The 25,761-nt window shown below is 69.0% G+C and carries 28 protein-coding genes, 3 tRNA genes and 1 pseudogene; 16 read left to right on the plus strand and 16 right to left on the minus strand.

Annotated features, from left to right (window positions below; translation table 11 throughout):
* Positions 1-31 precede the first annotated feature (31 nt).
* From ACFVDI_RS15625 to ACFVDI_RS15650, 6 genes are all read right to left on the minus strand, one after another.
* Complete coding sequence (locus tag ACFVDI_RS15625; RefSeq protein ID WP_378906527.1) at positions 32-511, minus strand: FxsA family protein; 480 nt, start codon at positions 509-511, stop codon at positions 32-34.
* On the minus strand, positions 508-1,308 hold the full coding sequence (locus tag ACFVDI_RS15630) for a polyprenol monophosphomannose synthase (protein WP_378906529.1): 801 nt from the start codon (positions 1,306-1,308) through the stop codon (positions 508-510). Before ACFVDI_RS15630 ends, ACFVDI_RS15625 begins: the two co-directional genes overlap by 4 nt.
* A 767-nt stretch (positions 1,309-2,075) precedes the next feature.
* Positions 2,076-2,474 (minus strand): hotdog domain-containing protein, encoded by a 399-nt coding sequence (locus tag ACFVDI_RS15635; RefSeq protein ID WP_378906531.1) that lies wholly within the window; start codon positions 2,472-2,474, stop codon positions 2,076-2,078.
* Complete coding sequence (locus tag ACFVDI_RS15640; RefSeq protein WP_378906533.1) at positions 2,471-3,211, minus strand: OAM dimerization domain-containing protein; 741 nt, start codon at positions 3,209-3,211, stop codon at positions 2,471-2,473. The genes ACFVDI_RS15635 and ACFVDI_RS15640 overlap by 4 nt, the downstream gene beginning before the upstream one ends.
* Positions 3,208-4,761 (minus strand): lysine 5,6-aminomutase subunit alpha, encoded by a 1,554-nt coding sequence (locus tag ACFVDI_RS15645; protein WP_378906535.1) that lies wholly within the window; start codon positions 4,759-4,761, stop codon positions 3,208-3,210. Before ACFVDI_RS15645 ends, ACFVDI_RS15640 begins: the two co-directional genes overlap by 4 nt.
* Positions 4,758-5,804 carry an L-erythro-3,5-diaminohexanoate dehydrogenase gene (locus ACFVDI_RS15650; RefSeq protein WP_378906537.1) on the minus strand — a complete coding sequence of 349 codons (1,047 nt, stop codon included), beginning with the start codon at positions 5,802-5,804 and terminating at the stop codon, positions 4,758-4,760. The genes ACFVDI_RS15645 and ACFVDI_RS15650 overlap by 4 nt, the downstream gene beginning before the upstream one ends.
* 110 nt (positions 5,805-5,914) lie before the next feature.
* Between ACFVDI_RS15650 and ACFVDI_RS15655 the strand changes: the two genes are divergently transcribed.
* A complete protein-coding gene (locus tag ACFVDI_RS15655; protein ID WP_378906539.1) occupies positions 5,915-7,300 on the plus strand; it encodes a KamA family radical SAM protein in 1,386 nt (461 codons plus the stop codon).
* Positions 7,301-7,330: 30 nt separating this feature from the next.
* Here the strand turns inward: ACFVDI_RS15655 and ACFVDI_RS15660 are convergent, their stop codons facing one another.
* From ACFVDI_RS15660 to ACFVDI_RS15670, 3 genes are all read right to left on the minus strand, one after another.
* On the minus strand, positions 7,331-7,774 hold the full coding sequence (locus ACFVDI_RS15660) for an Lrp/AsnC family transcriptional regulator (protein WP_040755579.1): 444 nt from the start codon (positions 7,772-7,774) through the stop codon (positions 7,331-7,333).
* A 92-nt stretch (positions 7,775-7,866) separates the two neighbouring features.
* On the minus strand, positions 7,867-8,568 hold the full coding sequence (locus ACFVDI_RS15665; RefSeq protein ID WP_378906541.1) for a cache domain-containing protein: 702 nt from the start codon (positions 8,566-8,568) through the stop codon (positions 7,867-7,869).
* Positions 8,565-9,305 (minus strand): FadR/GntR family transcriptional regulator, encoded by a 741-nt coding sequence (locus ACFVDI_RS15670; RefSeq protein WP_378906543.1) that lies wholly within the window; start codon positions 9,303-9,305, stop codon positions 8,565-8,567. The genes ACFVDI_RS15665 and ACFVDI_RS15670 overlap by 4 nt, the downstream gene beginning before the upstream one ends.
* Before the next feature lie 86 nt (positions 9,306-9,391).
* On the opposite strand from ACFVDI_RS15670, the gene ACFVDI_RS15675 reads away from it, so the two are divergent.
* From ACFVDI_RS15675 to ACFVDI_RS15705, 7 genes are all read left to right on the plus strand, one after another.
* On the plus strand, positions 9,392-10,462 hold the full coding sequence (locus tag ACFVDI_RS15675) for an ABC transporter ATP-binding protein (RefSeq protein ID WP_378906547.1): 1,071 nt from the start codon (positions 9,392-9,394) through the stop codon (positions 10,460-10,462).
* A 28-nt stretch (positions 10,463-10,490) separates the two neighbouring features.
* The gene (locus ACFVDI_RS15680) at positions 10,491-11,678 is read left to right on the plus strand and encodes an extracellular solute-binding protein (RefSeq protein WP_378906549.1); all 1,188 of its coding nucleotides are present in this window, start codon (positions 10,491-10,493) and stop codon (positions 11,676-11,678) included.
* Positions 11,675-12,535 carry an ABC transporter permease gene (locus ACFVDI_RS15685; RefSeq protein WP_378906551.1) on the plus strand — a complete coding sequence of 287 codons (861 nt, stop codon included), beginning with the start codon at positions 11,675-11,677 and terminating at the stop codon, positions 12,533-12,535. The genes ACFVDI_RS15680 and ACFVDI_RS15685 overlap by 4 nt, the downstream gene beginning before the upstream one ends.
* The gene (locus ACFVDI_RS15690) at positions 12,532-13,344 is read left to right on the plus strand and encodes an ABC transporter permease (protein ID WP_378906553.1); all 813 of its coding nucleotides are present in this window, start codon (positions 12,532-12,534) and stop codon (positions 13,342-13,344) included. The genes ACFVDI_RS15685 and ACFVDI_RS15690 overlap by 4 nt, the downstream gene beginning before the upstream one ends.
* Positions 13,345-13,368: 24 nt before the next feature.
* On the plus strand, positions 13,369-14,277 hold the full coding sequence (locus tag ACFVDI_RS15695; RefSeq protein ID WP_378906686.1) for a 5'-3' exonuclease H3TH domain-containing protein: 909 nt from the start codon (positions 13,369-13,371) through the stop codon (positions 14,275-14,277).
* 101 nt (positions 14,278-14,378) lie between these two features.
* Positions 14,379-14,816, plus strand: a complete 438-nt coding sequence (locus tag ACFVDI_RS15700; RefSeq protein WP_378906555.1) for an SsgA family sporulation/cell division regulator — start codon at positions 14,379-14,381, stop codon at positions 14,814-14,816.
* Between the two features lie 124 nt (positions 14,817-14,940).
* Positions 14,941-16,371, plus strand: coding sequence for an OFA family MFS transporter (locus ACFVDI_RS15705; protein WP_378906557.1), 1,431 nt, complete (start codon positions 14,941-14,943; stop codon positions 16,369-16,371).
* Positions 16,372-16,483: 112 nt separating this feature from the next.
* Here the strand turns inward: ACFVDI_RS15705 and ACFVDI_RS15710 are convergent, their stop codons facing one another.
* Entirely contained in the window at positions 16,484-17,305 is an 822-nt protein-coding gene (locus ACFVDI_RS15710; RefSeq protein ID WP_378906559.1) for an aminotransferase class IV, read from the minus strand.
* A gap of 168 nt (positions 17,306-17,473) precedes the next feature.
* Between ACFVDI_RS15710 and ACFVDI_RS15715 the strand changes: the two genes are divergently transcribed.
* The 7 genes and pseudogenes from ACFVDI_RS15715 (at position 17,474) to ACFVDI_RS15745 (ending at position 19,179) form a co-directional block, all read left to right on the plus strand.
* Positions 17,474-17,546 (plus strand) — tRNA-Gly (locus ACFVDI_RS15715).
* A 35-nt stretch (positions 17,547-17,581) separates the two neighbouring features.
* A tRNA-Cys gene (locus ACFVDI_RS15720) sits at positions 17,582-17,652 on the plus strand.
* A gap of 34 nt (positions 17,653-17,686) precedes the next feature.
* Positions 17,687-17,761 (plus strand) — tRNA-Val (locus ACFVDI_RS15725).
* Between the two features lie 103 nt (positions 17,762-17,864).
* On the plus strand, positions 17,865-18,203 hold the full coding sequence (locus ACFVDI_RS15730) for a hypothetical protein (RefSeq protein ID WP_160146572.1): 339 nt from the start codon (positions 17,865-17,867) through the stop codon (positions 18,201-18,203).
* Positions 18,204-18,325: 122 nt separating this feature from the next.
* Positions 18,326-18,643 (plus strand): annotated as a pseudogene (locus ACFVDI_RS15735) (SulP family inorganic anion transporter); the annotation flags it as partial.
* A gap of 106 nt (positions 18,644-18,749) precedes the next feature.
* On the plus strand, positions 18,750-19,007 hold the full coding sequence (locus tag ACFVDI_RS15740; RefSeq protein WP_378906561.1) for a SulP family inorganic anion transporter: 258 nt from the start codon (positions 18,750-18,752) through the stop codon (positions 19,005-19,007).
* A gap of 37 nt (positions 19,008-19,044) precedes the next feature.
* Entirely contained in the window at positions 19,045-19,179 is a 135-nt protein-coding gene (locus tag ACFVDI_RS15745; protein WP_378906688.1) for a LuxR C-terminal-related transcriptional regulator, read from the plus strand.
* 132 nt (positions 19,180-19,311) lie between these two features.
* Here the strand turns inward: ACFVDI_RS15745 and ACFVDI_RS15750 are convergent, their stop codons facing one another.
* Entirely contained in the window at positions 19,312-19,827 is a 516-nt protein-coding gene (locus tag ACFVDI_RS15750; protein ID WP_378906563.1) for a DUF1269 domain-containing protein, read from the minus strand.
* Positions 19,828-19,965: 138 nt separating this feature from the next.
* On the opposite strand from ACFVDI_RS15750, the gene ACFVDI_RS15755 reads away from it, so the two are divergent.
* A complete protein-coding gene (locus ACFVDI_RS15755; protein WP_378906565.1) occupies positions 19,966-20,166 on the plus strand; it encodes a hypothetical protein in 201 nt (66 codons plus the stop codon).
* Here the strand turns inward: ACFVDI_RS15755 and ACFVDI_RS15760 are convergent.
* The 5 genes from ACFVDI_RS15760 to ACFVDI_RS15780 form a co-directional block, all read right to left on the minus strand.
* The gene (locus ACFVDI_RS15760; protein ID WP_378906567.1) at positions 20,150-20,728 is read right to left on the minus strand and encodes a flavoprotein; all 579 of its coding nucleotides are present in this window, start codon (positions 20,726-20,728) and stop codon (positions 20,150-20,152) included. The genes ACFVDI_RS15755 and ACFVDI_RS15760 overlap by 17 nt on opposite strands.
* A 32-nt stretch (positions 20,729-20,760) precedes the next feature.
* On the minus strand, positions 20,761-21,243 hold the full coding sequence (locus ACFVDI_RS15765; RefSeq protein WP_378906569.1) for a (2Fe-2S)-binding protein: 483 nt from the start codon (positions 21,241-21,243) through the stop codon (positions 20,761-20,763).
* 14 nt (positions 21,244-21,257) lie between these two features.
* Positions 21,258-23,663 carry a molybdopterin cofactor-binding domain-containing protein gene (locus ACFVDI_RS15770; protein WP_378906571.1) on the minus strand — a complete coding sequence of 802 codons (2,406 nt, stop codon included), beginning with the start codon at positions 23,661-23,663 and terminating at the stop codon, positions 21,258-21,260.
* A gap of 117 nt (positions 23,664-23,780) precedes the next feature.
* The gene (locus tag ACFVDI_RS15775; RefSeq protein ID WP_378906573.1) at positions 23,781-24,716 is read right to left on the minus strand and encodes a helix-turn-helix domain-containing protein; all 936 of its coding nucleotides are present in this window, start codon (positions 24,714-24,716) and stop codon (positions 23,781-23,783) included.
* A gap of 54 nt (positions 24,717-24,770) precedes the next feature.
* On the minus strand, positions 24,771-25,664 hold the full coding sequence (locus ACFVDI_RS15780; protein WP_378906575.1) for a response regulator transcription factor: 894 nt from the start codon (positions 25,662-25,664) through the stop codon (positions 24,771-24,773).
* Between the last annotated feature and the right edge of the window lie 97 nt (positions 25,665-25,761).

A 25,761-nucleotide genomic window follows, 5' to 3' on the forward strand; every position in this document is an offset into this window, starting at 1 on the left:
GAGGCCGCCTTCGGCGTATCTGGAGGCGTGCCTAGGCGATGTTGTCCTTGTCGATGACCTCGCCGGTGACGATGTCGTCGTTGCGGGGCCGGGCGCCCGGACCGAAGGTCGAGGGCATCGCTGCGGTGACCAGGCGCTTCTGCACGACCGTGGCCAGGATGCGCCGGAAGAACGGCCGGGTGAACGGCAGGATCAGCACGATCCCGAAGATGTCGGTCACGAACCCCGGGCTGAGCATCAACGCACCGCCGAGCAGGACCAGCGCGCCGTCGGCGATCTCGTTGGACGGCAGCTTGCCCGAGGAGAGCGCCGTCGTCAGCGCGTTCCAGGCGCGGGAGCCCTCGCGTCGCATCAGCCAGGCACCGAAGATCGAGTCGGCGATCAGCAGCAGGATCGTCCACCACACACCGATGACCTGGCCGACCTGGATCAGCACGAACAGCTCGGCCAGCGGCATCACCAGGAACAGCAGCACCAGCACCCAGGAGAGCCTGCGGCGTCGCGTGGTCATCGACGGCCTCCCACGAGACGCTCCAGCCCGAAGCGGCGCAGCAGCCGGAGCAGCTGCTCCCGGCGCTCGGCCAAGCCCCAGCGGGTCACCCGGCGCATCGACTCGGCAGCGACCGCCGGACTCATCTTCGACTCGCCCCGGACCCGCTCGATGAACTGGATCGGGACCTCCTTGACGGTGAGACCGGCCCGCAGCGTACGCGTCACCATCTCGGTCTGGAAGACGTAACCGGTCGACTCGACGCTGTTCAGCTGCAGCTTCTCGAGCGTCGTACGCCGGAAGAGGCGGTAGCCCGCGGTGGCGTCGTGGACGCCGATCCCGAGCAGGAGCCGGACGTAGAAGTTGCCGCCGACCGAGAGCAGTCGCCGCGACAGCGGCCAGTTGACCACCGACCCGCCGCGGACCCAGCGGGCGCCGATCACCAGGTCGGCGGAGGTCAGCGCCTCGAGCAGCAGGTGGAGCTCCTCGGGCTGGTGGGAGCCGTCGGCGTCCATCTCCCCCACGACGTCGTAGCCCTGCTCGAGCGCCCACCCGAACCCGTGGAGGTACGCAGCCCCCAGTCCGGCCTTCTCGGTGCGGTGCAGCACATGGATCTGCTCGTCGTTGTCCGCGAGCTCGTTGGCGATCGTGCCGGTGCCGTCGGGCGAGCCGTCGTCGACGACCAGTACGTCGACGCGGGGCTGCGCCTTGCGCAGCCGCCCCACGATCCAGGCGAGGTTGTCGGCCTCGTTGTAGGTCGGGATCACCATCACCGCCCGGCCGATCTCGGTCCAGGGTGGAAGCTGCTCGTTCGTCACGTACGCCGGCCTTGTCAAAGGATTGGGGTGGAAGTCACAGGATATCCGTCCCACGGTCGAACCCAAGATCCTCGCGCCGTCGAGCGCAGCGGAGGAAGACGAGGGTGAAGCGGAGGTGCTGCGCGAATTGCGAAGCAATCGCAAATAGAACAGCGCCGGAGCGTCCCTCGTCTGGACGCAGCGGAGCGAGGGAGCGGAGCGACCGAGCGCAGCGGAGGAAGACGAGGGTCAAGCGGAGGCGCTCGCGAATTGCGAAGCAATCGCAAATAGAACAGCGCTGAAGCGCTCCTCGTCTGGACTGACCAGAGCGAGGGAGCGAAGCGACTGAGCGGCGGGAGGGAAGACGAGGATCAAGCGAAAGCGCTGCGCGAATTGCGAAGCAATCGCAAAAGGTACAGAGCGCGGGAGGAGCAAGACGTTCTTCGGGCCGTTCCGATCCCTGCTGGATGCAGGGAGAAGATCGTTGTCTAAGGGCGCCTTGGCCCTCCCGCGTTGCCCTCGCGGCCGTTGACCGCGCCCGCGAAAACGGAACGAAGGTATGCCTGGCTCGACACCCCCCGACCCGATTCGTCGAGCGCCGGTCCGCCAGCCGCGACTCTGCATGGGCGAACGCTGCCACCATCACCCGCTGGCTCGACGTAAGTCAACACGGCACTGACCTGCGGAAACACATGTTTCCGCAGGTCAGCAACAGCCTGCGGGCCGCGAAAAAGCAAAGAATTCCCGAGGAATCTCGGCGCGTCGCATACGCGTGCCCGTCACGGCGATCAGGGAACGACGACAGTACCCCGTGCGGAGGTGGCGAGGATCGGCTGGACCAGCATCTCGGCAGCCCCGGGGCGGGCCTCGGTGGCGGTGCCGCGGGCCACGACGTACACGGCGAACTCCATCACTCGGGACCGTCGGCCGGCCTTGGCCAGCTCGCAGGTGATCTCGAGGACGTCTCCGGCGCGCACGGGCGCCTTGAACTGCACGTCGTCGTAGGAGGCGAAGAGGCCTTCGTCGCCGTCGGTGAGGATGCACATCTCGGTCGCGACGTCGCCGAAGAGGCCGAGGCTGTAGGCGCCGTCGACGAGGTTGCCGGCGTAGTGGGCGTGCGAGTAGGGCACGTAGCGGCGGTGGACGACCTTGGTCCCGATCACGGGCCCGGTCTCGGGTGACGTCATGCTGCGGGCTCCTTGGCGGTGGTGCGGTGGACAAGGTAGGAGGCGACCTCGGCGGGCGTGGTGCCGCGGCCGAAGATACGGTCGACGCCGAGCTCACCGGTCATCGACTCGTCGAAGCGGGGTCCGCCGACGACGAGCAGCGGTCGCTCGCCTGCCGGATAGGCCTCGCGGAAGGCGGCGGACATCTCCCGGGTGTTGAGCAGGTGGGCGTCGCGCTGGGTGACGACCTGGGAGACGAGCACGGCGTCGGCGCGCCGGGTGACGGCGGCGTCCACCAGGGACGGCACGGAGACCTGGGCGCCGAGGTTCACGACCTCGATCTCCTTGTAGTACTCCAGCCCCTTCTCCCCCGCGAACCCCTTGATGTTGAGGATCGCGTCGATGCCGACGGTGTGGGCATCGGTGCCGATGCAGGCGCCGACGACGACCATCGGCCGTCGCAGCGTCTCCTTGATCACCGCGTTGGCCTCCTTGGGCGTCAGCAGCGGGAAGTCGCGCTCGACGACCTGCACCTTGTCGGTGTCGACGAGGTGGTTGACCTGCCCGTAGACGACGAAGAAGGTGAAGTCGTCGCCCATCGGCTTGGAGTGGACGACCATCGCCGGCTCCATGCCCATCTTGTTGGCCAGCTGCAGCGCGGCACCGTCGGCGACCTTGCTGTGCTTGATCGGCAGCGTGAAGGAGACCTGCACCATCCCGTCGCCGGTGGTGTCGCCGTACGGCCTGATGATGCTCACTTGCCCTCCAAGATGTCGCTGGCCGGGTTGTAGTACGCCTCGGACTTCTCGGCCACGCCCTCGAGTCCCTTGCCGGCGTCGGCGGGGCGCTTCATCAGGCCGAAGGTGCCGTCGGCGATGGCGTCCAGGAGCCCGTTGGGCTCGTCGATGATCTTCCCGAGCAGGTCGATCGATTCTCCGAGCACCTCGCGGGCCCGGTTGGCGATGAACCCGTCGGGGGCGGGGTGGAAATCCTCGCCGAGGCGTCCGGCGGCGTCCATGACGTACCGGACGTTCTGCAGGGCCAGGTCACGGTCGGAGAGCCAGGGCGTCACGACCGCCTCGGTCATCATCCCGACCAGAAGGATGCCCTGGTCGGTCATCGCGCCGGCGAGGTTGAAGAACCCGTCGAGCAGGTAGCCCTTGAAGATGTCGCCGGTCATGTGCCGGGTCGGCGGCATCCACTTCAGCGGTGCGTCGGGGAAGATCGTCTTCGCCAGCAGCGCGTGCGCGAGCTCGAGCCGGAACGAGTCCGGTACGTCCGGGTTGATCTCGAAGGCGTGACCGAGGCCCAGCTGCCAGTCCTCGAGACCGGCCTCCTTGGCGAAGTACTCGTTGAGCAGCTGCGAGGTGGTCACGGTGTGCGCCGCCTCGACCGCGTCGGCGGTGGTGAGGTAGTTGTCCTCGCCGGTGTTGATGATGATCCCCGCCCGCGCGTGGATCTGGCGGGAGAGCCGCTGGTCGACGAACGTACGCACCGGGTTGATGTCGCGGAACAGGATCCCGTACATCGAGTCGTTGAGCATCATGTCGAGACGTTCCATACCGGCCAGCGCGGCGATCTCTGGCATGCACAGCCCGCTCGCATAGTTGGTGAGCCGTACATAGCGGCCCAGCTCGCGGCTCGTCTCGTCGAGGGCCGCGCGCATGAGCCGGAAGTTCTCCTGCGTCGCGTACGTCCCGGCGAACCCTTCCCGGGTGGCGCCCTCGGGCACGTAGTCGAGGAGCGACTGGCCGGTCGAGCGGATGACCGCGATGATGTCGGCGCCCTCCCGCGCGGCCGCCTGCGCCTGCGGGATGTCCTCGTAGATGTCGCCGGTCGCGACGATCAGGTAGATCCAGGGCTTGCGGGGCGCGTCGCCGATCTCGGCGATCATCCGCTCGCGAGCCACCCGGCTGGCGTCGAGCCGGGCGATCCCGACCCCGACCGCCTCACGGGCGTGCTTCGCGGCCAGCTCGGCCTCGGCGCCCTCGGGCAGGCGGAAGGTCACCTGACCGGCGGCGGCATCCTCGGCGAGACGCGTCAGGTCGTTGTTATGGGCAGCCAGCGCCTGCCAGACGGGCAGGGCGATGCCGTGCTCCAGACCGATGTCGGCGCGGACCGCGTCGACCAGGTGGTTCACCCACGGGGTGCCGTCCGGGTCGGCGCCGGCGAGCCCGGCCAGGCGCAGAGTGGCTCGCTCGACGGCGACGGTCGTGTGCTTCGTGGCCATCTCGACGATCGGGTCGCCGACCTTTGCGGCGAGCGCGCGGGCCTGGGCGATCGTACGTGGGTCCAGATCGAGTCTCACTGGGCAAGTCTCCCCTCGAAGAGCGCCCGGACGCCTCGGTTCGCGCGGAGCAGATCCAGCGCATAGGCGGCGTGCCCGGGGACGTAGCCGTTGCCGACGAGCATCGTGACATCGGCGGCGAGGCCTTCGGCACCGAGCGCGGCGGCGGAGAAGGAGGTGGCCATCGAGAAGAAGACGACGGTGCCCCGGTCGGCGGTGGCCAGGATGGCGCCGCCCTCACAGCCGGGCACATCCACGCAGACGACGGTGACGTCGGCCGGGCCGCCGGCCTTGGCGACCGCGTCGCGCAGCGCCACCGGGTTGCGCGCATCGGCGACGACCACTTCATCGGCCAGCTCTGCCTCGCGGAGGCGCTCGGCCTCGGCCTCGGTCGGGACGATGCCGATCAGGTGGCGGGCTCCGGCGTCACGGGCCGCGGCGAGCGAGAGCGACCCGGACTTGCCGCCGCCACCGATGACGGCGACGACACCGTCGACGTAGCGCTCGGAGACGACCCGCCGGGTCAGCGCCGGCGCGCCGCATACGTCCATCACCGACAGCGCGAGCTCGGGGGCGAGGTCGTCGGGAAGAACGGCTGCGATCGAGCGGCCGAACAGGATGGCGTACCCGTCGCACGGCACCTGTTCAGAGTCACCGCCCCAGCCGGCGAGCCCGTCCTCGATCACGAGCGGCGTCAGGGTCAGCGACACCAGAGTGGCGACGCGATCGCCCACGGCGAGCCCCAGCGGCGACTCCGGACCGACCTCCTCGACGACGCCGACGAGCATCCCGCCCGAGCCGGTCACCGGGTTCTGCATCTTGCCGCGCTCGGCGACGATGTCCAGCACCTCGCGGCGTACGGCCTCACCGTCGCCGTCGTGCGCGGACTCCAGCTGCCGGAAGGACGCGGCGTCGAGGTTCAGCCGCTCGACCCGGATCCGCACCTCGTCGGGCCACAAGTTCTTTCGGGTGTCGAGTCTTCGCGCCGCCTGAGGCAGCGGCAACGAGCCGGCCACCGGCTCATCGAGCACCCGGTGCAGGCCTGTCGGGTCAGATGTGGTCATCGTCGTACGCCTCCTTGCGTCCATCTCATGGCGGACCCTACCAGCGTTGGATGGAAGAATTGCGGCCTAGGCTTGCAACAACCGGAGGATCTCCCGCTATGGTGGAGAACATGACGGCAACCATCGAGCCTACGACCCGAGACGGACAGCCCTACGCCTACCAGCGCGTCGAGCTGGTCGAACCCGACTGGACCCGCTTCCCGGGATGGGCCGACGTCACCGACGAGCAGTGGCGCGACGTGCAGTGGCAGCGCGTCAACTGCATCAAGAACGTCCGCCAGCTCCGTGCCCTCATGGGCGATCTTCTCGAGGAGCGGTTCTACGCCGACCTCGAGAAGGACATGGCCGAGCGCGCGACCATGTCGATGCTCGTGCCGCCCCAGATGGTCAACACCATGGTGGTCTCGACAAGCTCGACCACCGATCCCGGCGAGTTCACTGATGCGTTCTACGCAGACCCGATCCGGCACTACATGATCCCGGTCTTCTCCGACCGCCGCACCGACTGGCCCTCGCACCCGCAGGCGAGCCGCGACTCGCTGCACGAGCACGACATGTGGGTCGCCGAGGGGCTGACCCACCGCTACCCGACCAAGGTGCTCGCCGAGCTGCTCTCCACCTGCCCGCAGTACTGCGGCCACTGCACCCGGATGGACCTGGTCGGCAACTCGACCCCGGTCATCGACAAGCTCAAGCTCACCGGCAAGCCGGTCGACCGCCACGAGGCGATGCTCGAATACCTGCGCAACACCCCGCAGGTGCGTGACGTGGTCGTCTCCGGCGGCGACGTCGCCAACCTGCCCTGGCCGCGGCTGGAGGACTTCCTCACCAAGCTGATGGAGATCGACAACATCCGCGACATCCGGCTGGCCACCAAGGGTCTGGTCGGGCTCCCCCAGCACTGGCTCCAGGAGCCGCTCCTGGAGGGGATGAGCCGGGTGACCAGCATCGCCCGCGAGCGGGGCGTCTCACTGGCCGTCCACACCCACGCCAACCACGCCAACTCGGTCACTCCCCTGGTTGCCGAGGCGTCCAAGGCGCTGATGGCCGCGGGGGTCAGGGACGTACGCAACCAGGGTGTGCTGCTCGCCGGCGTCAACGCAGACAGCCACTCGCTGCTCGACCTCTGCTTCCGCCTTCTCGACGGCGCGCAGATCATGCCCTACTACTTCTACATGTGCGACATGATCCCGTTCTCGGAGCACTGGCGCGTCTCGGTCGCCGACGCCCAGCGGATGCAGCACGACATCATGGGATACCTGCCCGGGTTCGCCACCCCGCGCATCGTGTGCGACGTGCCTTTCGTCGGCAAGCGCTGGGTCCACCAGCTCGCCGACTACGACACCGAGCGTGGCATCTCCTACTGGACGAAGAACTACCGCACCTCGATCGAGGCCTCCGACTCCGAGGCGCTGACCAGGACCTACGAGTACTACGACCCGATCCACACCCTGCCCGAGTCAGGTCAGGAGTGGTGGCGCACCCACGGGAAGTGACCGTGATCCGCCCGGCCCAGCGCGCGCTGCTCAGTGCGTGAGGGTCGGGCGGTTCTCGTAGTAGGTGTACATCGCGATGGTCGTCCTCGTGGACACGTTGGCGACCGAGCGGATCCGGCCGAGCAGCTCCTCGAGAGCCTCGGGGGTCGCGACCCGCACCTTGAGCATGTAGGACTCCACGCCCGCGATCGACCAGCAGGCCTCGACCTCGTGGAGGTCGGCGACGCGCTCGGGGCAGTCGTCGGGCTGGGACGGGTCCATGGGCTGGACCGCGACGAACGCGGTCAGTGGCACGCCGATGGCGGCGTAGTTGACGGTGGCGCCGTAGCCGGTGATCAGGCCGCGCTGCTCGAGCCGCTTGACGCGCTGGTGCACGGCCGAGGTCGACAGGCCGGTCGCCTTGCCCAGGTCGGTGTAGGACATCCGACCGTCCTCCGCGAGAAGCTGGAGGATTTTACGGTCGGTGGCCTCGATCTCAGGTGCAGTCACGGCGACAGCGTACCCACAACAGCAATATCTCCGCCGCAACGTCCAAAAAACTAGTTGATGTCGAAAGATTTCCGGCTTCAGCGGGGCCAGCCGGCGAGCGAGACCAGCTCACCCTGACCGTCGTCGGTAGCTGCCCGGACCACGGACAGGAGCCGGCCCTCGGGGGCCTCGTCGGCGCCGTTCATGGCCTCGCCGGTCGCGCGGTGCGGGTCCGCCGAGACGACCACCCGGCCGTGCGCGTTGACCAACGTCGCGCCGGCCTCTCGCAGCCCGGGCAGGAGCATCTTCTCCAGGGTCTCGACCGAGGTGTCCGCGCCGGCGACGCCGACCATCCGCCCGTCGGTGTAGACCGGCAGCGTCGTGGTCATGACGTACTCGTCCGCGCAGACGAAGTCGACGTAGGGGCCGGCGATGTGCAGCCGGCCGGTGCGCTCCGGGACGCGGAACCACGGCTGGCGGGTGTAGTCCATGGCCTCCCCCGTGCCCGGCACCTCGACCTCGCCGAGGAGGTCGCGGCCCGCGCCCTGCCACCAGGCCAGGTAGAGCCGCCGATCGCTGAGCGCGTCCGGTGCGGCGACGAACCCGCCGCCCAGGAAGCTGGGGTCCTGGAGGAACGCCAGCGTGCCTTCCTCGACCTGCGCCCGAAGCTGATCCGAGGTGACGGGTCCGCCGGCGAAGAGAGCACCGACCTCGGCGCGCAGGCGTTCGAGCTCGGCGAGGATGGAGCCGAAGTGCTGCTCGATCCGGGCGGCGCAGTCGAGGGACACATCGATGTTCACTGGCGTACCACCTCGTGGATCTCGGTCAGACGTGCAACGGCGTGGGTCAGATGGTCGCGTACGCTCGCCCGGGACGCGGCCACGTCGCCCGACCCCAGTGCGGCGACCAGCGCCCGGTGCCGCTCGCCGGATGCCTGCCGGAAGTCCGGCTCGCTCAGCGGCACTCGCAGCAACGTACCGAAGTCGGCCTCCTGTCGCACCACCTCTCGGGTGAGACGCGCCGACTGGGTCAACGCGGCGACGGAGAGATAGAGCTCGCTCTCCGCATCGCGCCACCGGCCGACGTCCTCCTCGTCCTCCGGGATCAGCAGGTCCTGGAGATCCTCGATCTCCTCCGGTGCCGCCCGCTCGGCGGCGAGCTCGGCGCAGCCGGTCAGCACCACCTGATACAGACTCGCCCGGTCGCGGAGCTCGACGCGCGACATCGTCGCGAGCCGTCCCTTCACGATGTCGCCGGGATCGGGCGCGCGCACGAACGAACCGCCGCCACGCCCCCGTGTCGTCACGACCAGGCCCTGCGCCCGCAGCGAGACCAGCGCCTCGCGGGCGGTCACGGTCGCCACGCCGAGCATCTGAGCGAGCTCGAGCTCGCTCGGCAGGCGGTCACCGTCGGCGAGGACGCCGGAGCGGATCGCCTCCGCCAGCCGGTTCTCGACACGTACGGCTCTGCCTTCGTCGCCGATCGGCGCGAAGATCGCCGACCGGGCGCGCGAGGTGATCGCGCGGGGGTTGGCCACGATCGGGCTCCTCCTTCGAGTGGGTTTACGAAGAACTTACGCAGAAGGTCTTTAAAATCTAAGATCTGGTTCCATATGATTCAGTAATGCGACCGACCGAATCCCCGCAGATCCAGCTCGACGCGGTGTCCAAGGCGTACGGCGATGTGATGGCCGTCGACGCTCTCGACCTGACGATCGGCGACGGCGAGTTCTTCTCGATGCTCGGGCCCTCCGGCTCCGGCAAGACGACCGTCCTGCGCCTGATCGCGGGCTTCGAGCGTGCTGACTCCGGCACGATCCGCCTCGGCAGCGAGGACGTCACCGCGCTGGCGCCGTTCGACCGCGACGTGACCACGGTCTTCCAGGACTACGCGCTCTTCCCGCACCTCAACGTGCTGGAGAACGTCGCCTACGGCCTGCGTGTCCGTGGAGTCTCCAAGAGCGAGCGGAGCGCCCGGGCGCGCGAGGCGCTGGCGATGGTCCGCCTCGAGCACGTCGCCACCCGGAAGCCGACCGAGCTCTCCGGCGGGCAGCGGCAGCGGGTCGCGCTGGCCCGCTCGATCGTCGTACGTCCCAGGGTGCTGCTCCTCGACGAGCCGCTCGGGGCGCTCGACCTCAAGCTGCGGGAGCAGATGCAGGTCGAGCTCAAGCAGATCCAGCGCGAGCTGGGGATCACCTTCGTCTTCGTCACCCACGACCAGGAGGAGGCGCTGACCCTCAGCGACCGGATCGCGGTGTTCGACAGCGGGCGGATCGTGCAGCTGGGCACTCCGAAGGAGATCTACGAGCGGCCGACGTCCCCGTACGTCGCCGACTTCGTCGGCACCTCCAACGTCTTCGACGAGGAGGTGGCCAAGCGGGTGCTGAACATGGAGGGTGCCTTCGCGCTGCGGCCCGAGAAGATCCTGCTCTCCCCCGCGACCGCGAGTGCCCCGGCCGGCGCGATGACCGCCGCCGGGGTGATCACCGAGTCGATCTACATCGGCACCGGTCACCGCGTCCACATCGAGCTCGAGGACGGCACCAGGCTGGTCGCCCTCGAGCAGAGCCGCGGCGCGCTGCACCCCGATGCCGCCGAACCAGAGTCTCGGGGCGACCGCGTGGTCGCCTCCTGGTCGCCGGGCGACCTGGTCCCCTTGGGCACCGACTCGTCCCGTGCCGTGCAACACCGATGAGCCAGAACCCATCCAGAGAGGTTTGATCATGCGCAACATCCCGACCAGGCACACCGCCAGCCGCACCATCGGCGCAGCGGTGGCGGCCCTGTCCCTGATCACGCTCACCGCATGCGGCGGTGACGGCGGGGGCGAGTCGACCGGCGCGGTCGACAAGCTCGGCGAGAACGAGGGCGAGGTCTCGATCCTGGCCTGGCCCGGCTACGTCGAGGACGGCTCGACCGACCCGGCGGTCGACTGGGTCTCCGGCTTCGAGAAGGAGACCGGCTGCCAGGTCACCGCCAAGGTCTACGGCACCTCCGACGAGGCCTTCAACCTGGCCAAGTCCGGCGAGTACGACGTGGTGGCCGCCTCCGGCGACCTCACCCTGAGGATGATCGCGGCGGGCGAGGCGGCCGAGGTGAACACCGACCTGATCCCCAACTACGAGGGCATCTACGACTTCCTCAAGGACCGCGAGTGGAACACCGTGGACGGGAAGAACTACGGCATCCCGCACGGCTACGGCGCGAACCTGCTGATGTACAACACCGAGGACGTCACCCCCGCCCCGACCTCGTGGAAGGCGGTCTTCGAGGACGCGCCGCAGCACAAGGGCCAGGTCACCGCGTACGACTCGCCGATCTACATCGCCGACGCCGCGGTCTACCTGATGGCGCACCAGCCCGACCTCGGGATCGAGAACCCCTATTCGCTCGACGAGAAGCAGCTCGCGGCGGCCGTCGACCTGCTCAAGACGCAGCGGGCCTCCGTGGGTGAGTACTGGTCCGACTACACCAAGACGCAGGCCTCCTTCGAGACCGGCGACACCGTGGTCGGCACCACCTGGCAGGTGATCGCCAACCTGATCGACCCGAAGAAGGCATCGGTCGAGGCGATCCTCCCCTCCGAGGGCGCGACCGGCTGGAACGACACCTGGATGATCTCCTCGAACGCGAAGTCGCCCAACTGCGCCTACGCCTGGCTCAACCACATCTCCGACCCCAAGACCAACGCCCAGGCGACCGAGTACTTCGGCGAGGCCCCCAACTCCGACAAGGCCTGCGAGTTCGCCTCCGAGGGCCACTGCGAGACCTTCCACGCCGGTGACGAGAAGTACGCCGAGCAGATCTGGTTCTGGAACACCCCCATCGAGAAGTGCCTGGACGGACGGACCGACGTCAAGTGCACCGACTACCAGGACTGGACCAAGGCCTGGGCGGAGATCAAGGGGTGACCTCGAGCTCCATCAGCAGCACGCTCAGCAGGAGGCCGGGCATCCGCCTCGGCCTCCTGCTGGCCGCTCCCCTGACCTGGCTGGTGCTCGTCTACGTCGTCGCCCTCGCGGCGCTGCTGGTGACGGCGTTCTGGACGATCGACTCCTTCACCAACGAGCTCCAGCGCACCTTCACCCTCGACAACGTCCGCGAGATCACCGGCGAGGCGCTCTACCGGACCGTCACGCTACGCACCCTCGGGGTGGCCCTGCTGGTGACGCTGATCGACTGCGCGATCGCGCTGCCGGTCGGCTTCTACATGGCCAAGATCGCCTCCCGGCGCTCGCGCCACCTGCTGGTGATCGCGTTCCTGATGCCGCTGTGGGCGTCCTACCTCGTCAAGGCGCTCGCCTGGCGCTCGCTGCTGTCCAACGGTGGCCTGCTCGACTGGGCCGGCGGCCTGATCGGCATCGGTTCGCCGGGATTCGGCTTCACCGCGATCGTGCTCACCCAGGCGTACATCTGGCTTCCGTACGTCATCCTGCCCGTGTACGCAGCCTACGAGCGTGTGCCGGACTCCCTGCTCGACGCCGCCGGCGATCTCGGAGCCCGGCCCGCGCTGACGTTCCGCACCGTGGTGCTGCCGCTGGTGGTGCCCGGACTGGTCGCGGGGTCGATCTTCTCGTTCTCGCTGACCATGGGCGACTACATCACGGTCAACATCGTCGGCGGCGCGAACCAGATGCTCGGCAACCTCGTCTACATCAACTCGGGGTCGAACCTGCCGCTGGCCGCCGCGATCGCGCTGATCCCGATCGTCGTGATCATGATCTACCTGGCGTTGGTACGCCGCACCGGAGCTCTGGAGAACCTATGACCATCTCGCGATCGACCCGACGCCTCCTCGCCGCGGTGACCGGCCTGGTGCTCGCCGTGCTCTACGCACCGCTGGCCCTGGTCGTGGTCAACTCCTTCAACACCTCCCAGGCACTGACCTGGCCGCCCAGCGGCTTCACCACCCAGTGGTGGCAGCGGGCGGCGGTCAACCCGGGAGCGCACGACGCGATCCTCACCTCGCTGACGGTCGCGGCCTGTGCCACGGTGCTGGCGCTCGTGCTCGGCACGCTGCTCGGCCTGGCGATGCAGCGCTACTCCTTCTTCGGGAAGGACACCGTCAACCTGCTGGTGGTGCTCCCGATCGCCCTTCCCGGAATCGTCACCGGCATCGCGCTGTCCAACGCGTTCTCGTCGATCCTCGGCGTACGCCTGGGGTTCTTCACCCTCGTCGTGGCGCACGCGACGTTCTGCATCGTGACCGTCTTCAACAACGTGCAGGCGCGGCTGCGGCGGATGGGTGGCAACCTCGAGGAGGCCTCCGCCGACCTCGGGGCGGGGATGTGGACCACCTTCCGGCTGGTCACGCTCCCCCAGCTGCGCTCGGCGCTGCTGGCCGGAGGACTGCTGGCGTTCGCGCTCAGCTTCGACGAGATCATCGTGACGACGTTCGCCGCGGGTCCGGGGGTGACCACGCTGCCGGTCTGGATCCTGACCAACCTGTTCCGGCCTGGTCAGGCGCCCATCGTCAACGTGGTGGCGGTGGTCATGATCGTCGTCTCCGTGGCGCCGATCTGGTTCGCCCAGCGACTCTCGTCCGACCCGACCGACACGACGCGGGCGATTCATTAGGCTTCACCCGTGGCTGAACCTCGAATGCTCCTGCTGGACACCGCGTCGCTCTACTTCCGGGCCTACTTCGGTGTGCCCGACATCAAGGCCGAGGACGGCACCCCGGTCAATGCCGTCCGTGGTCTGTTGGAGTTCATCTCCCGGCTGGTCAACGACTACTCCCCCACCGATCTGGTGTGCTGCTGGGACAACGACTGGCGCCCGCAGTGGCGGGTCGACCTGATCCCGTCCTACAAGGCCCACCGTGTGGTCGAGGAGCTCGAGACCGCCCCGGACGTGGAGGAGGTCCCCGACCCGCTGCAGGTCCAGGTGCCGATCATCCGCGAGGTGCTCGCCGCCGCCGGGATCTGCGTGATCGGCGCCGACGGCTACGAGGCCGACGACGTGATCGGCACCCTCGCCACCGGCGCGGGGATGCCGGTCGACGTCGTCACCGGCGACCGCGACCTCTTCCAGCTGGTCGACGACGCCGCCGGCGTACGCATCCTCTACCCGACCCGCGGTGTGGGCGATCCGGATCTGGTGGACGAGAAGTGGGTGATCGCGAAGTACGGCATCACCGCCGCCCAGTACGCCGACTTCGCTACCATGCGCGGCGACACCTCCGACGGGCTGCCAGGCGTGAAGGGAGTGGGTGAGAAGACCGCGGCCAAGCTGCTCGAGCAGTACGGCGACCTCGACGGGATCGTCGCCGCCGTCGCCGACCCGACCACCGCCCTCACCAAGGCGCAGCGGCAGAAGTTCATCGACGCGGTCCCGTATCTGGCCGTGGCCCCGCAGGTCGTGGCGGTGGCGCGGGACCTCGACCTGGACCGCAGCCGGACCGCCCTGCCGAGCGCTCCGGCCGACCCGGAACGCCTGCGCGAGCTCGCCGCGACCTACAACCTGGCCTCCCCGGTCGCCCGCCTGGAAGCCGCTCTCGCCCGGGTGTGATCCAGGCCTCCACAACTCGGTTCAGAAAGTTTGTAGAAACGGCATCATCAGCCGCGTACCGCTCCGTCTCCTTGGCAAGACCACCAAGAAGGAGCGGACGAATGAGCGACATCAAGCACCCGGCAGTGCAGCAGGACATCAAGATCTCGTGCCTCGACCCCTGGGGTCGCACGGTGGAGGTGCCGACCACCCTGGGCTACCGCGAGAACGACCCGTACGCAGTGAGCCTGACCTTCCACTCCAGCGGCGGTGACGTCGAGTGGGTCGTGTCCCGCACCCTGATGCTTCAGGGACTGGCCGCCCCCGCCGGTGAGGGCGACGTGAAGATCTACCCCAGCATCGACGAGGACGCCAAGGCGGTGGCCGTCTTCGACTTCAGCTCCCCCGACGGCCGCCTCATCGCGACCGCCGACTCCAGCGAGGTCCAGACGTTCCTCGGCAAGTCCTTCTCGGCCGTCCCGGTCGGCTCGGAGAACCAGCACATGGATCTCGACGCGCTGATCGCGGACCTGCTGGGCAGTTCCTTCGACGCCGAGTAGGCACTCCGCCCGCCTGCTCGTTCGTCAGCGCACCCTCCCGTCCCGGAAGCCCGGGACGGGAGGGTGCGTGCTTTTCGCTGACCGGAAGCGATCCCTCGCGGTTGCCAGGTCAACTGTGGTAGTGATGTGCGTCACCCGCACCCTCTCGGAGGTCACAGTGCTGCCAGCTTTCCTGTCTCGCGAGCGAACGGTGGCCGCCCCCGGCTTCAGCCGTTGGCTCATCCCACCCGCCGCTCTCGCCGTCCACCTCTGCATCGGCCAGGTGTATGCCACGAGCGTCTACAAGACCGCTCTCGTCGAGCACTTCGACTCGAGCCAGACGGCGATCGGCGTGATCTTCTCGATCGCGATCGTGATGCTCGGCCTCTCCGCCGCCGTGATGGGCACCTGGGTCGACCGCAACGGACCGCGCGCGGCGATGACCGCGGCCGCGGTGTTCTGGGCCTCCGGGTTCTTCATCGGGGCGCTCGGCATCGGCACCGGCCAGCTGTGGCTGGTCTACCTCGGCTACGGCTTCATCGGAGGCATCGGGCTCGGCATCGGCTACATCTCCCCCGTCTCCACGCTGATCAAGTGGTTCCCGGACCGGCCGGGCCTGGCCACGGGGATGGCGATCATGGGCTTCGGCGGCGGCGCGATGATCGCCAGCCCGCTCAGCGGCCGGCTCCTGGCGCTCTACGACCCGTCCTACACCGGTGACGCCACGACCGTGCCCGACGGCCACGCCGTGATGATGCTGTTCCTCACCCTGGGCGTGGTCTACCTGGTCTTCATGTCCTTCGGCGCCGCCACGGTGCGGGTCCCGCCGGAGGGCTGGACGCCGGCCGGCTGGGACCCGGCCAGCGTCAAGGAGAAGAAGCTCGTCACCACCGCGAGCGTCTCTGCTCGCAACGCCGTCCGTACCCGCTCCTTCTGGCTCGTCTGGATCGTGCTCTTCTGCAACGTCACCGCCGGCATCGGCATCCTCGAGCAGGCGGCTCCGATGATCCAGGACTTCTTCCGCTCCGACGGAGTCTCCTCGGTGAGCGCCGTCGCGGCCGGAGGCTTCGTCGGGCTGCTCTCGATCGCCAACATGGCCGGCCGGTTCATCTGGTCCTCGACCTCGGACGTCATCGGCCGCAGGCCGATCTACATGATGTACCTCGGCGTCGGCCTGGTCCTCTATCTGCTGCTGGCGACGGTCGGCAGCGCCTCGATGGCGCTGTTCGTGCTGCTCGCGGTGGTGATCCTGTCCTTCTACGGTGGCGGCTTCGCGACCGTCCCCGCCTACCTGCGCGACCTCTTCGGCACGTTCCAGGTCGGAGCCATCCACGGTCGGCTGCTGACCGCCTGGTCGGCCGCCGGCATCGCCGGGCCGCTCATCATCAACGCCTTCCTCGACGCGCAGGGCGAGCCCGGCACGCTCACCGCTGACGCCTACCGGCCCGCGCTGCTGACCATGATCGGTCTGCTGGCGGTCGGCTTCGTCGCCAACCTCCTGGTCCACCAGGTGCCGGACCGTTTCCACGAGCCGTCTTCGGCCGATCCCGCTGAGACCGAGAGGAGCGCAGCATGAACCCCAAGATCGTCGTCGCCTGGGCCCTGGTCGGGATTCCGCTGGCCTACGGAGTCATCGAGACGCTGCGCCGTGCGGCGCAGCTCTTCACCGGCTGAGCTCTTCCTCCGGCTCAGAGGCCGAGCAGGCTCGGCTCGTTCGCACGCCACGCCTCCTGCGCCGCCCGGGTCACCGGGCCGTGCGGGAGGGTGCGCGTGCCCCATTCCGTCACCGCCTGCACGTCGCGAAGGCTCGAAGTGAGGAAGACCTCCGTGGCGTACTCCTCGACCTCGGCCAGCGGCTCGTCGGTCTCCTCCGCACCGAACCACTCCAGCACCAGCGCGCGGGTGATCCCGGCCAGCGGACCACTGGACAGCGTCGGGGTCTTCAGCGCCCCGTCGAGCACGTAGAAGATGTTGCTCCCGGTGCCCTCGCACAGGTCGCCCACGGTGTTCGCGAAGATCGCCTCGGTAGCCCCGTGCTTGCGCGCCTCGGCGAGGGCGATCACGTTCTCCGCGTACGACGTCGTCTTCAGGCCGCTCGTCGCACCATGCTCGTTGCGGCGCCACGGCACGCTGACGACCTTGGTCGCGGCCGGGTTCGGCTCCGCGTCCTCCAGGCCGATGATGACCGTCGGCGCGACCTCCACGCGGCCGGACCCGAACGGCGCCGGCCCGCCCGTGACGGTGATCCGAAGGCGCCCGTACGCCGTCGGGGCTGCCCCGAGCACGGCCTCCACGCCCTTGGTGATGAACCCGCGGTCGAGAGCGGGCAGGCCCAGTCCGGTCGCCGACCGCTCCAGGCGGTCCAGGTGAAGGTCGAGCGCGAACGGCTGGTCCTCGATCACCTTGAGCGTCTCGAAGACGCCGTCGCCGACCACCAGACCGTGGTCGCGGATGGAGACCGCCGGAGCGGCCGGGTTGTCGAGAAGCTGACCATCGATCCACGCGCGCATGCGGCAACCCTATGACGTCCCTGGTCAGGGCCCGGAATGCCCGCCGATGGGACTCCTGGGGCTGTTGGTGAATGACACGAAGGTGACCCCCGATTTGTCCCCCGAGTGCGGCTCCGTTAATGTTCTTCTCGTCGCCAAGGGCACGGGAAACCGGGCCGGAAGCAACAAGCGGACGTAGCTCAGTTGGTAGAGCGCAACCTTGCCAAGGTTGAGGTCGCGAGTTCGAGCCTCGTCGTCCGCTCGGAGTAGGTCTCCACCGGAGGCATTGCCTCCAGCGGTGGGTTGGCCGAGAGGCGAGGCAACGGACTGCAAATCCGTGTACACGGGTTCAAATCCCGTACCCACCTCGAAGCACCACCCTGATATAAACTGAATAACCACGGACGATTGGCGCAGCGGTAGCGCGCTTCCTTGACACGGAAGAGGTCACTGGTTCAAACCCAGTATCGTCCACCAACGAGAACCCCGTCTGACTGGTCAGACGGGGTTCTTTCATGTGCCCCTCCCCTGCCAGCACCTCGGAGATCACTTCCGAGTCAATCGAACGTATGATCGATTCATGACCCGCACGCCAGGTTCCTCGAAGCCGCCCGGCCTTGAGCCACCGATCATCGTGCCCCGCCCGGAGGCACGGCACTGCTGGCGGCACCTGTCGCCCTCGCCGGGGAGCGAAGGGGACCCGGTGTTCCTCCTGGCCTGGGCACACTCGCCGGCCGATCAGTTCGGGAAGTACGTGTGGTGGGCTCAGATCGTGCGTATGACGACACCGACGGACTGGTCGACGGAATGGGTCTCCGCCGACCAGCTCTCGACCGAGCGTTACGCCCCCGGCGAGCCGACGCCTGGTCGACGGCCTTCGTCCAACGGGAACCGCTCGGCGCTTCCTGGTGTGTCGTGAGCTCGGAATCACTGGAGTGCCTTGCCCTCACCCGAGTCAGGTGAGGCCGCCGCCGCGGTGCTGCGCTGCGATGGTGTGGTGAGCAGTCATGCGTACGTCACCAACAGCCTGCCGAAGGCCCGATGCTGACCTGGCTGCGCGAGCGGGTCCGGTTGCCTCGCCATCTGTTCGACCGTCGCGCGGCCCGGCGTGACGCCGCTGCGGGTGCCGTGCTCGGTATCGAGTCCGTCCCGGACGGGCTGGCCAGCGGGCTCCTCGCCGGGGTGAACCCGGTCGCCGGGCTCTACGGCTACCTGTTCGGCCTTGCCGGCGGGGCACTGTTCACGGGCAGCGCCGCGATGGCGATCCAGGGCACGGGCGCGATGGCGATCATCGTGGCGGACGTCGACCTCGATGCGTACGGGGATCCGGTCCGTGCGCTCGCCACGCTGACGATCCTCACCGGCGTCCTGATGATCGCCGCCGGGGCGCTCCGTCTGGGCCGACTGCTGCGGTTCGTGTCCACGTCGGTGATGACGGGGTTCATCTCCGCGGTCGGCATCAGCGATGACGGGGTTCATCTCCGCGGTCGGCATCAGCATCGTGCTCGGCCAGCTCGACAATTTCACCGGTTACGACTCCCAGGGAGGCAACCGCGTCGCCGCGGCGCTCGACCTGGTGCTGCACCTCGGTGGGGTCGATCCCGCGTCGCTGGTCGTGGGCCTGACGACGGTGGCCGGCATCCTCGTCCTGCAGCGCACCCGGCTGGGCCGACTCGGAGGACCGCAACATCCGGGTCTTCGGCAGGCTGCTGAGCGCCCGTGAGCTCGACGTCCTCCACGACCTACCCTCGCGGCTGACGATTCCTGCGATCGCGGCGGCCGAAGGAGTCAGCGAGAACACCGTCAAGACACACGTGCGCTCGATCTACCAGAAGCTCGGCGTGAACACGCGGTCGGCGGCGGTGCGCGAAGCACGCGGGCGCGGCCTGGTCTGAGGCCGACTCGACCTCGTGACCCCACCAGAGCTCAGGGGCGGCCCCGACCGCAGCGGCGCCATCCATCACCGTGGCGACCGGTGTCGACGGCGGGCTGTGGTCGTGGGGAGGGCGGTCGGTTCATCACCATGGTCAGTCTCCGTCGTCAGTCGGCTCTGCGGTCTCGGTGCGGAAGATCTCCTCGAGGTCCTCGGCGAGGTCGTCGTCCAGCTCGGCGTATACGAGCGTGGGGTTGCCGTGCTTCATCGCCGCGGTGACGGCATCCGGGTCACCGTCGCTGCTCAGCACCACGAGTGCGGACCTGCCCGGCCCGAGGTGCTCAGTGACATCGGCGAGCACCTGGTCGCCGATGCCGGCCTGCCTCAGCCGTTGAACCGCAGCCGCGGATGCCGCCCCCACGACGGCGCCCGCGACCGGATTGAGCACGAGGAGCCCGAGAAGGCCACCGAGCAGAGAGCCCTTTGCTGCGGCACCCGCCGTACGGTGGCGGAGGTGGCCGATCTGCGGCTCCTCCGCACCAGGGAACCAGGTGAGCGTGATCGCGTCGTGCACGGTGAGCGCCCCACGGTCCTGCAGGTCGGTGAGCCAGACCTCGGCGTCTGCGGCGCCCATGATCCGGTCGTAGACCCATGCGGTCAGGCTCGCCATCATCAGTCCTTGCTGTCGTCGGCATCGGCTCCTCACCGACCATCCCGGCGGACCGGGCTCCTCGCCTCACCCGAATTCGGCGAGCTGCCGCGCCCCGATGATCCGTACCGTGCTGATCGTGAGCAGGCGAGGACGACCATGACGAGGGTGCTGATCAGGGTGAACGGTGAGCTCTCCCAAGAGCTTCAGAGCGCGTTCCCCCGGCTGGCTGCCCGGGCGCATCATGAGCAGTCGACACTCGCCGGCGAAGTGCCCGACCAAGAGGGTCTGCAGGGCATCCTGCACGCCCTGCAGGCCCTCGACATCGACGTGATCGAGGTCATCACCATCCCCGACTGAGCCCTGGGAGCCGTCGACGATGTGCTGCCCCCTGAGCGGCATCGAAGATCGCCTGCCACGGCAGGGCCTGGTCCGCGGGCATCTGGCGGGGAGGGTGGAGGGGCCAGAGGTCGGGACCCTCGATGAGATGTACGCCGGCGGCCCGGAGCGCGGCCATGTGGGACGCCCAGGCGGGGTGCTCGGCGTGGGCGGCGTTGATGAGCGGGAAGAGCACGACGGGGACGGTCGCGAGGCTCTCGGTGACGACCGTCAGGGCCTGGTTGTCGGCCAGGCCGAGGGCGATCTTGGCGGTGCTGTTGAAGGTCGCCGGCGCCACGACGATGACGTCGAGCTGGGCCGGGTGGGTGCGTGGCTCCCACGGGAGACGGCTCGGCCCGCGAACCGGGAAGCCGGTGGCGGCCTCGATCCGCTCGGCCTCCCCGTTCGCGCTGAGCCAGTTGAACGCCGTCGGTGTCAGGGTCACCGGCACCTGGTGGCCGGCGACCCGCAACGGGGTGACCAGTTCGTCGCACAGCTGCTCCACACCGGCTGCGGCGCAGGCGATGACTCCGACGATGGCCATCCCGTGAGCGTACGTGACCAGGGGCCGCGAGGTCAGCCCATCTTGCTCGCGCCGGCCTTGATCGCCTCCCGGATCCGGACGTAGGTGCCACAGCGGCAGATGTTGCGGATCTGGTCGATGTCGGCGTCGGTGACCGAACGCCCCTCGGCGCGGGCCTTGTTGACGGTCGCGACGGCGGCCATGATCTGGCCGGGCTGGCAATAGCCGCACTGGGCCACGTCGGCGTCGAGCCAGGCCTCCTGCATGGGGTGCAGGCCGTCGCCAGGAGCGGTGTCGGCGAGGCCCTCGATGGTGGTGATCTCGTCGTCCTCGTCGAGCTCGCTGATCGGGGTGGCACAGGGGTTGAACGCCTTGCCGTTGATGTGCGACGTACAGGCCTTGCACACGTTGATCCCGCAGCCGTACTTGGGGCCACGCACGCCGAGCACGTCACGCAGCACCCACAGCAGGCGCTCGCTGTCCTCGACGTCGACCGTGATCTTCTCCCCGTTGAGCCTGAAGGTGTAGTTGGGCATGCTCTTTCCCCTGTTCAGTATGTGTAGCTGAGGCCGTCGGTCGGCGAGGCGGGCACGGGCGGGACGAACGACTTCACCTCGAACGAGATCGGGTCGTGGTGGTTGATCGGGAACGAGGTCGGCGTGGTGCCCGTCGCCCGGGCGTAGGCGCAGGCCACCGCCGCGAACGAGGCCGCGACCCCGGCCTCCCCCGCGCCGCCGGGGATGTCGGTGACCGGATCCATGACGAAGACGCGTACGTCGGGCGGGGTGTTCCACTGCCGGGTGTAGAAGTAGTTGTCCCAGCTGGCCTCGAGATAGTGGCCGTCCTCCAGGTGCGAGCTGGCGGTCAGGGCGAGCGCGATGCCGTCCATGATCCCGCCCTGCATCTGCGCCTCGACGCCCCGGGGGTTGATCACCTCGCCGCAGTCGATGGCGAAGGTGACCTTGGTGACCCGGGGCCCGGTGACGGCGTTGTAGACCTTCCGGTTGACGGTCTCGGGGCGGCAGTCGATCTCGACCAGGCAGGCGGAGTAGCCCTTGTACTCCTGGTGCACCGCGATGCCCTGGGCGGTGCCGGCGGGCATCGCCCTGCCCCAGCTGCCGGCCGCGGCCACCTGCTTGATGACGCGGCGCAGGCGGTCCTCCTTGGCGTACTTGAGCCTGAACTCGACGGGATTCAGCCGCATCTTCTTGGCGACCTGGTCGATCGTCAGCTCGAGGGCCGTGCGTACGTCGGGCGAGTAGACGTTGCGCACCGCACCGGAGTTGATCGCCTTGCTGGTCGTCTCCATGAGGCCCTGGGTGGTGACGCCGAAGTCGTAGGGCACCTGCTGCGAGGTCACGAAGATGGTCTCCGAGACGCCCAGGTTGCTCACACCCGCCGGGAGGGAGATCGCGGACGAGGTCAGGATCTCGCCGAAGCCGTGGCGGTAGTCGGTGGCGGTGCAGGTGTGCTGCTGCTCGACGGAGAGGATGTTGTCCCCCGCCCAGACCGTACGCACCCGGGAGGTCGCCATCGGGTGGTTGCGGCCCTGGCGGGGCTCGTCGGCGCGGTGCCACATCAGCCGGACCGGCGCCTGGCACTTCTGCGAGACCAGGGCCGCCTCCAGCGCGGCGTCCCAGAAGAGCTTGCGGCCGAAGGAGCCGCCGGACTCCATCACGTTGAACGTCACCGCCGTCGGCGCCAGACCGAGCTCGAGCGCGATGCTCTCGGCGGCCACGATCGGGGTCTTCGAGCCGGCCCAGATCGTGGCCTTGTCGGCGCGGACGTCGGCCACGGCACAGTTGGTCTCCAGGGGCGATCCGCTGCGGGTGTAGAAGACGTAGTCGGTGTCCAAAGTCTTCACGTCGGCCGCGGTGAGACCACCGGTGAGGCCGCCCAGCGCATCGGTCGCCGTGCCGAGCAGCTCCTCGACGTTCGGCACCGCCAGCGGGCGCTGGATGCCGCGGAGCTCTTCGAGGACGTCCGCGTCCGAGCGGCCGCTCACGCTGCCGGGGTTCCACTCGACATCGAGGGCACGGATGGCATTGATGCACTGTCCGAACGTGCCGGCACGTACGGCCACGCCGGTCGGGATGGTGACGACATGCGTCACGCCGGGCATCGCCTCGACGTCCTTCTGGTTGCGGACGGACTTCACCGTCCCGTTGTGCTCGGGGGCGCGGCAGACCATCGCGGGCAGCGCGTCGGGGATGTCGATGTCCATGGCGAACTGCTTCTTGCCGGTCACCGCGTCCAGGGCGTCCTTGCGGCGCCGCGGGGTGCCGATCACCGCGAAGTCGGACTTCGGCTTGAGGTCGACGTCGACGACCTTCGTCACCAGGGCCGCCGCCGAGGTGGCCAGCTCGCCGTAGGAGATGGAGGCGCCGCCGGGGGCGGAGATGACCCCCTCGAAGACGGAGAGCGTGTCGTGAGGCTGGGCGAGAGCGATCGCCGCCGCGTCGAGCAAGGCCTTGCGAGCGATGGCCGCGGCCACGCGTACGGGCGTGTACATCGCATGGATCGTGTTGGAGCCGCCGGTCATCTGATTCCAGATCAGCTCGGGCCGCGCCTTCGACAAGGTCACGTTCACCTTGCCGAGCGGCAGGTCGAGCTCCTCGGCGATCAGCATCGCGATCGAGGTGGTGATGCCCTGGCCGACCTCGGCGCGGGGCAGCTCGAACGACGCGGTGCCATCCTTCTCGACGACGACCTGGATCAGGTTCGCCGTGGGGCGGGCGGCATCGGTCAGCAGGTCGTTGAGGTCGTAGAGATCGGCCGGCTGCGGGACCCCGGGGACGACCGCAGCCGCCGGGGTGCCGAGGCCGATACCGAGCTGGGCCGCGCCGGTGACGGTGGCTGCGGCCAGCAGGTAGCCGACGAAGCGGCGGCGGCCGATCTCGTGGTCGGCAAGGCCCGATACCGACAGGCCTGGTGACGTCTCGGGATGTGTTGACAAGGCGGTTTCCTCCGTTGGTCCGGTCGGGTCCTGGTCACGTTATGTGTGGCGCGTCACACCTGTGTCGCCCTGGAACGCCAACTTCGTTGACTTTCCGCGCCAGCTCGGGCGACCGGCTCACACCGAGGTCAGGGAGCCCTTACGGAGCGCGCCCGGCGTGACTCCGAACCGGGACCGGAAGGTGCGGGCGAAGTGCGAAGGGTCGGGAAATCCCCAGCGACTCGCGATCGTCGCGGTCGATCGGGAGGCATGGGCCGGGTCGACCAGTGCGTCCCGGATCGCCAGCAGGCGGAACTCGCGCAGATGCGCCATCGCCGAGAGCGGTTGGCCCTCGAAGAGCCGGTGGAGGCTGCGGGGCGAGAGCCCGTGGGCGGCCGCGACCGCGTCATGGCTCAGCTCCGGGTCGGAGGCGTGGGCCTCCAGGTGGGCGATGACCCGGGCTCGGAGCGCCTCTCCCGGGTCGACCAGATCCTCACCGCCGACCAGGCTCGAGAGCAGCTGGATCGCCGCCTCGCCCAGATGTGTCGCTCCTCCGGCCTGCGGAACCTGACGCACGGCGCTCCCCAGCAGATGCCCGAGTACGCCGGTTCGGCCGTCGGTCGAGGTCCAGCCGTGCGCCATCGACCGCTCGACCGCGGGACCGGGTGCCGCAAGCGCACGGCGCGGGAGGGTCATCGCGAGACACTCCCACGCTTCGTCGAAACGTAGCTCGTAGGGGCGGCTGGTGTCGTAGATCGCAATGTCCCCCGGCCTCAGGACGAGCTCGGTGCCGCCCTGCCGTACGACGGACCGGCCCCGGCGCTGGAGGCACACCTTGAACGGCTCGTCGGGTACGTCGGCGAGGGAGCGGCGGGTGCGGCGTACGACCTGCGGGGTGCCGCCGACCCGGAACGCGTCGACCCGCCCCAGGCTGGCGTGCTCGATCGCTCCCGCCAGCGGCCCCGGCGGCACCTGCTGCCCCGGTGGCAACCGTTCCGCCTGCAGTCCTGCAAAGGCGTCCGCGAGCGCGGTACGCCACCTCTCCGACACTCCGCCCGAGTCCCCATGCGTCATGCCGAGATACTGCGCACCCGGCTCATCGGGCGGTACCCCCGTACGAGGGCGGCGTCAGTCGATCAGTCCGGCCTCGCGCGCCATCCGGACGGCGTGGACCCGGTTGTTGGCGTTGAGCTTGCGGGTCGCGCTCTTGAGGTAGGACTTCACGGTGCTCTCGACGATGCCGAGGGCCTCGGCGGCCTCCCGGTTGCTGTTTCCGAGCGCCACCTGGCGCAGGACGTCGATCTCGCGCGCGGCCAGGCGCACGGCAGGGACCAGCTGCGCCGGGCGGCTCTCCCCGGGGCCGGCGGTGAGCCGCAGCACCATGGCCTCCAGACGGCTGCGTACCTCAGGGTCCATCACCTGACCGGCCAGATCGGTGAGCTCGGCGGCCATCTCCCGGCGTTCGGCGAGATCGCGCTTCGCCGCAGTCGCGGCCTCCGCCGATCTCGAGGCGGGAGCCGGCGCAGGGGCCAGCCGGGAGAGCCGGTTGCGGACCTCGTCGTCGATCAGGATCTCGCGCTCGAGGGTGCGGATCAGCGGGCGCAGCCCGTCGAACCAGACGCCGCCGAGGCCGAGCCGCGAGCGGGAGGCGAGGTAGATGAGCATCCGCGGGCTCCGGTCGACCAGGATCGGCAGGGCCGCGACGGTCTGGATCTGCTCCTGGGCCACAGCGGTGTCGTAGAGGTGGGTGATCCCGCGCGCCGTGTAGTAGTGGTCGACGGAGCCGGGCTGACGGGTCTGCAGGGTCTTCCCGCCCAGTCCCTCCCCGTTGACGACCCGCAGGCCGCGTAGCGAGACGCCCTTCGCGCCGCAGGTCGCGGTGATGTCGATGGCCGTGCCGTCGCCGCGGACCGGCCCTCCGAAGGCGAGGTCCAGCCCCGACGCGGCCCGGAAGGAGGCCAGTGTCTGGGCGATCCGGGACCCGTCGTACGGCGCCTCGGGGGCGATCGCGGGGGTGCTCATGGCGTTGAGCGTAAGTGACGACCATCACAGGCAACAAGAGGCAGGCCCCCTCCTTCGAGGGCACTCGTCCGGGGGTATCGGACATGTGGCGACCGCC

Source organism: Nocardioides sp. NPDC057767, from assembly GCF_042798275.1.
In the GTDB taxonomy this organism is placed as follows: domain Bacteria; phylum Actinomycetota; class Actinomycetes; order Propionibacteriales; family Nocardioidaceae; genus Nocardioides.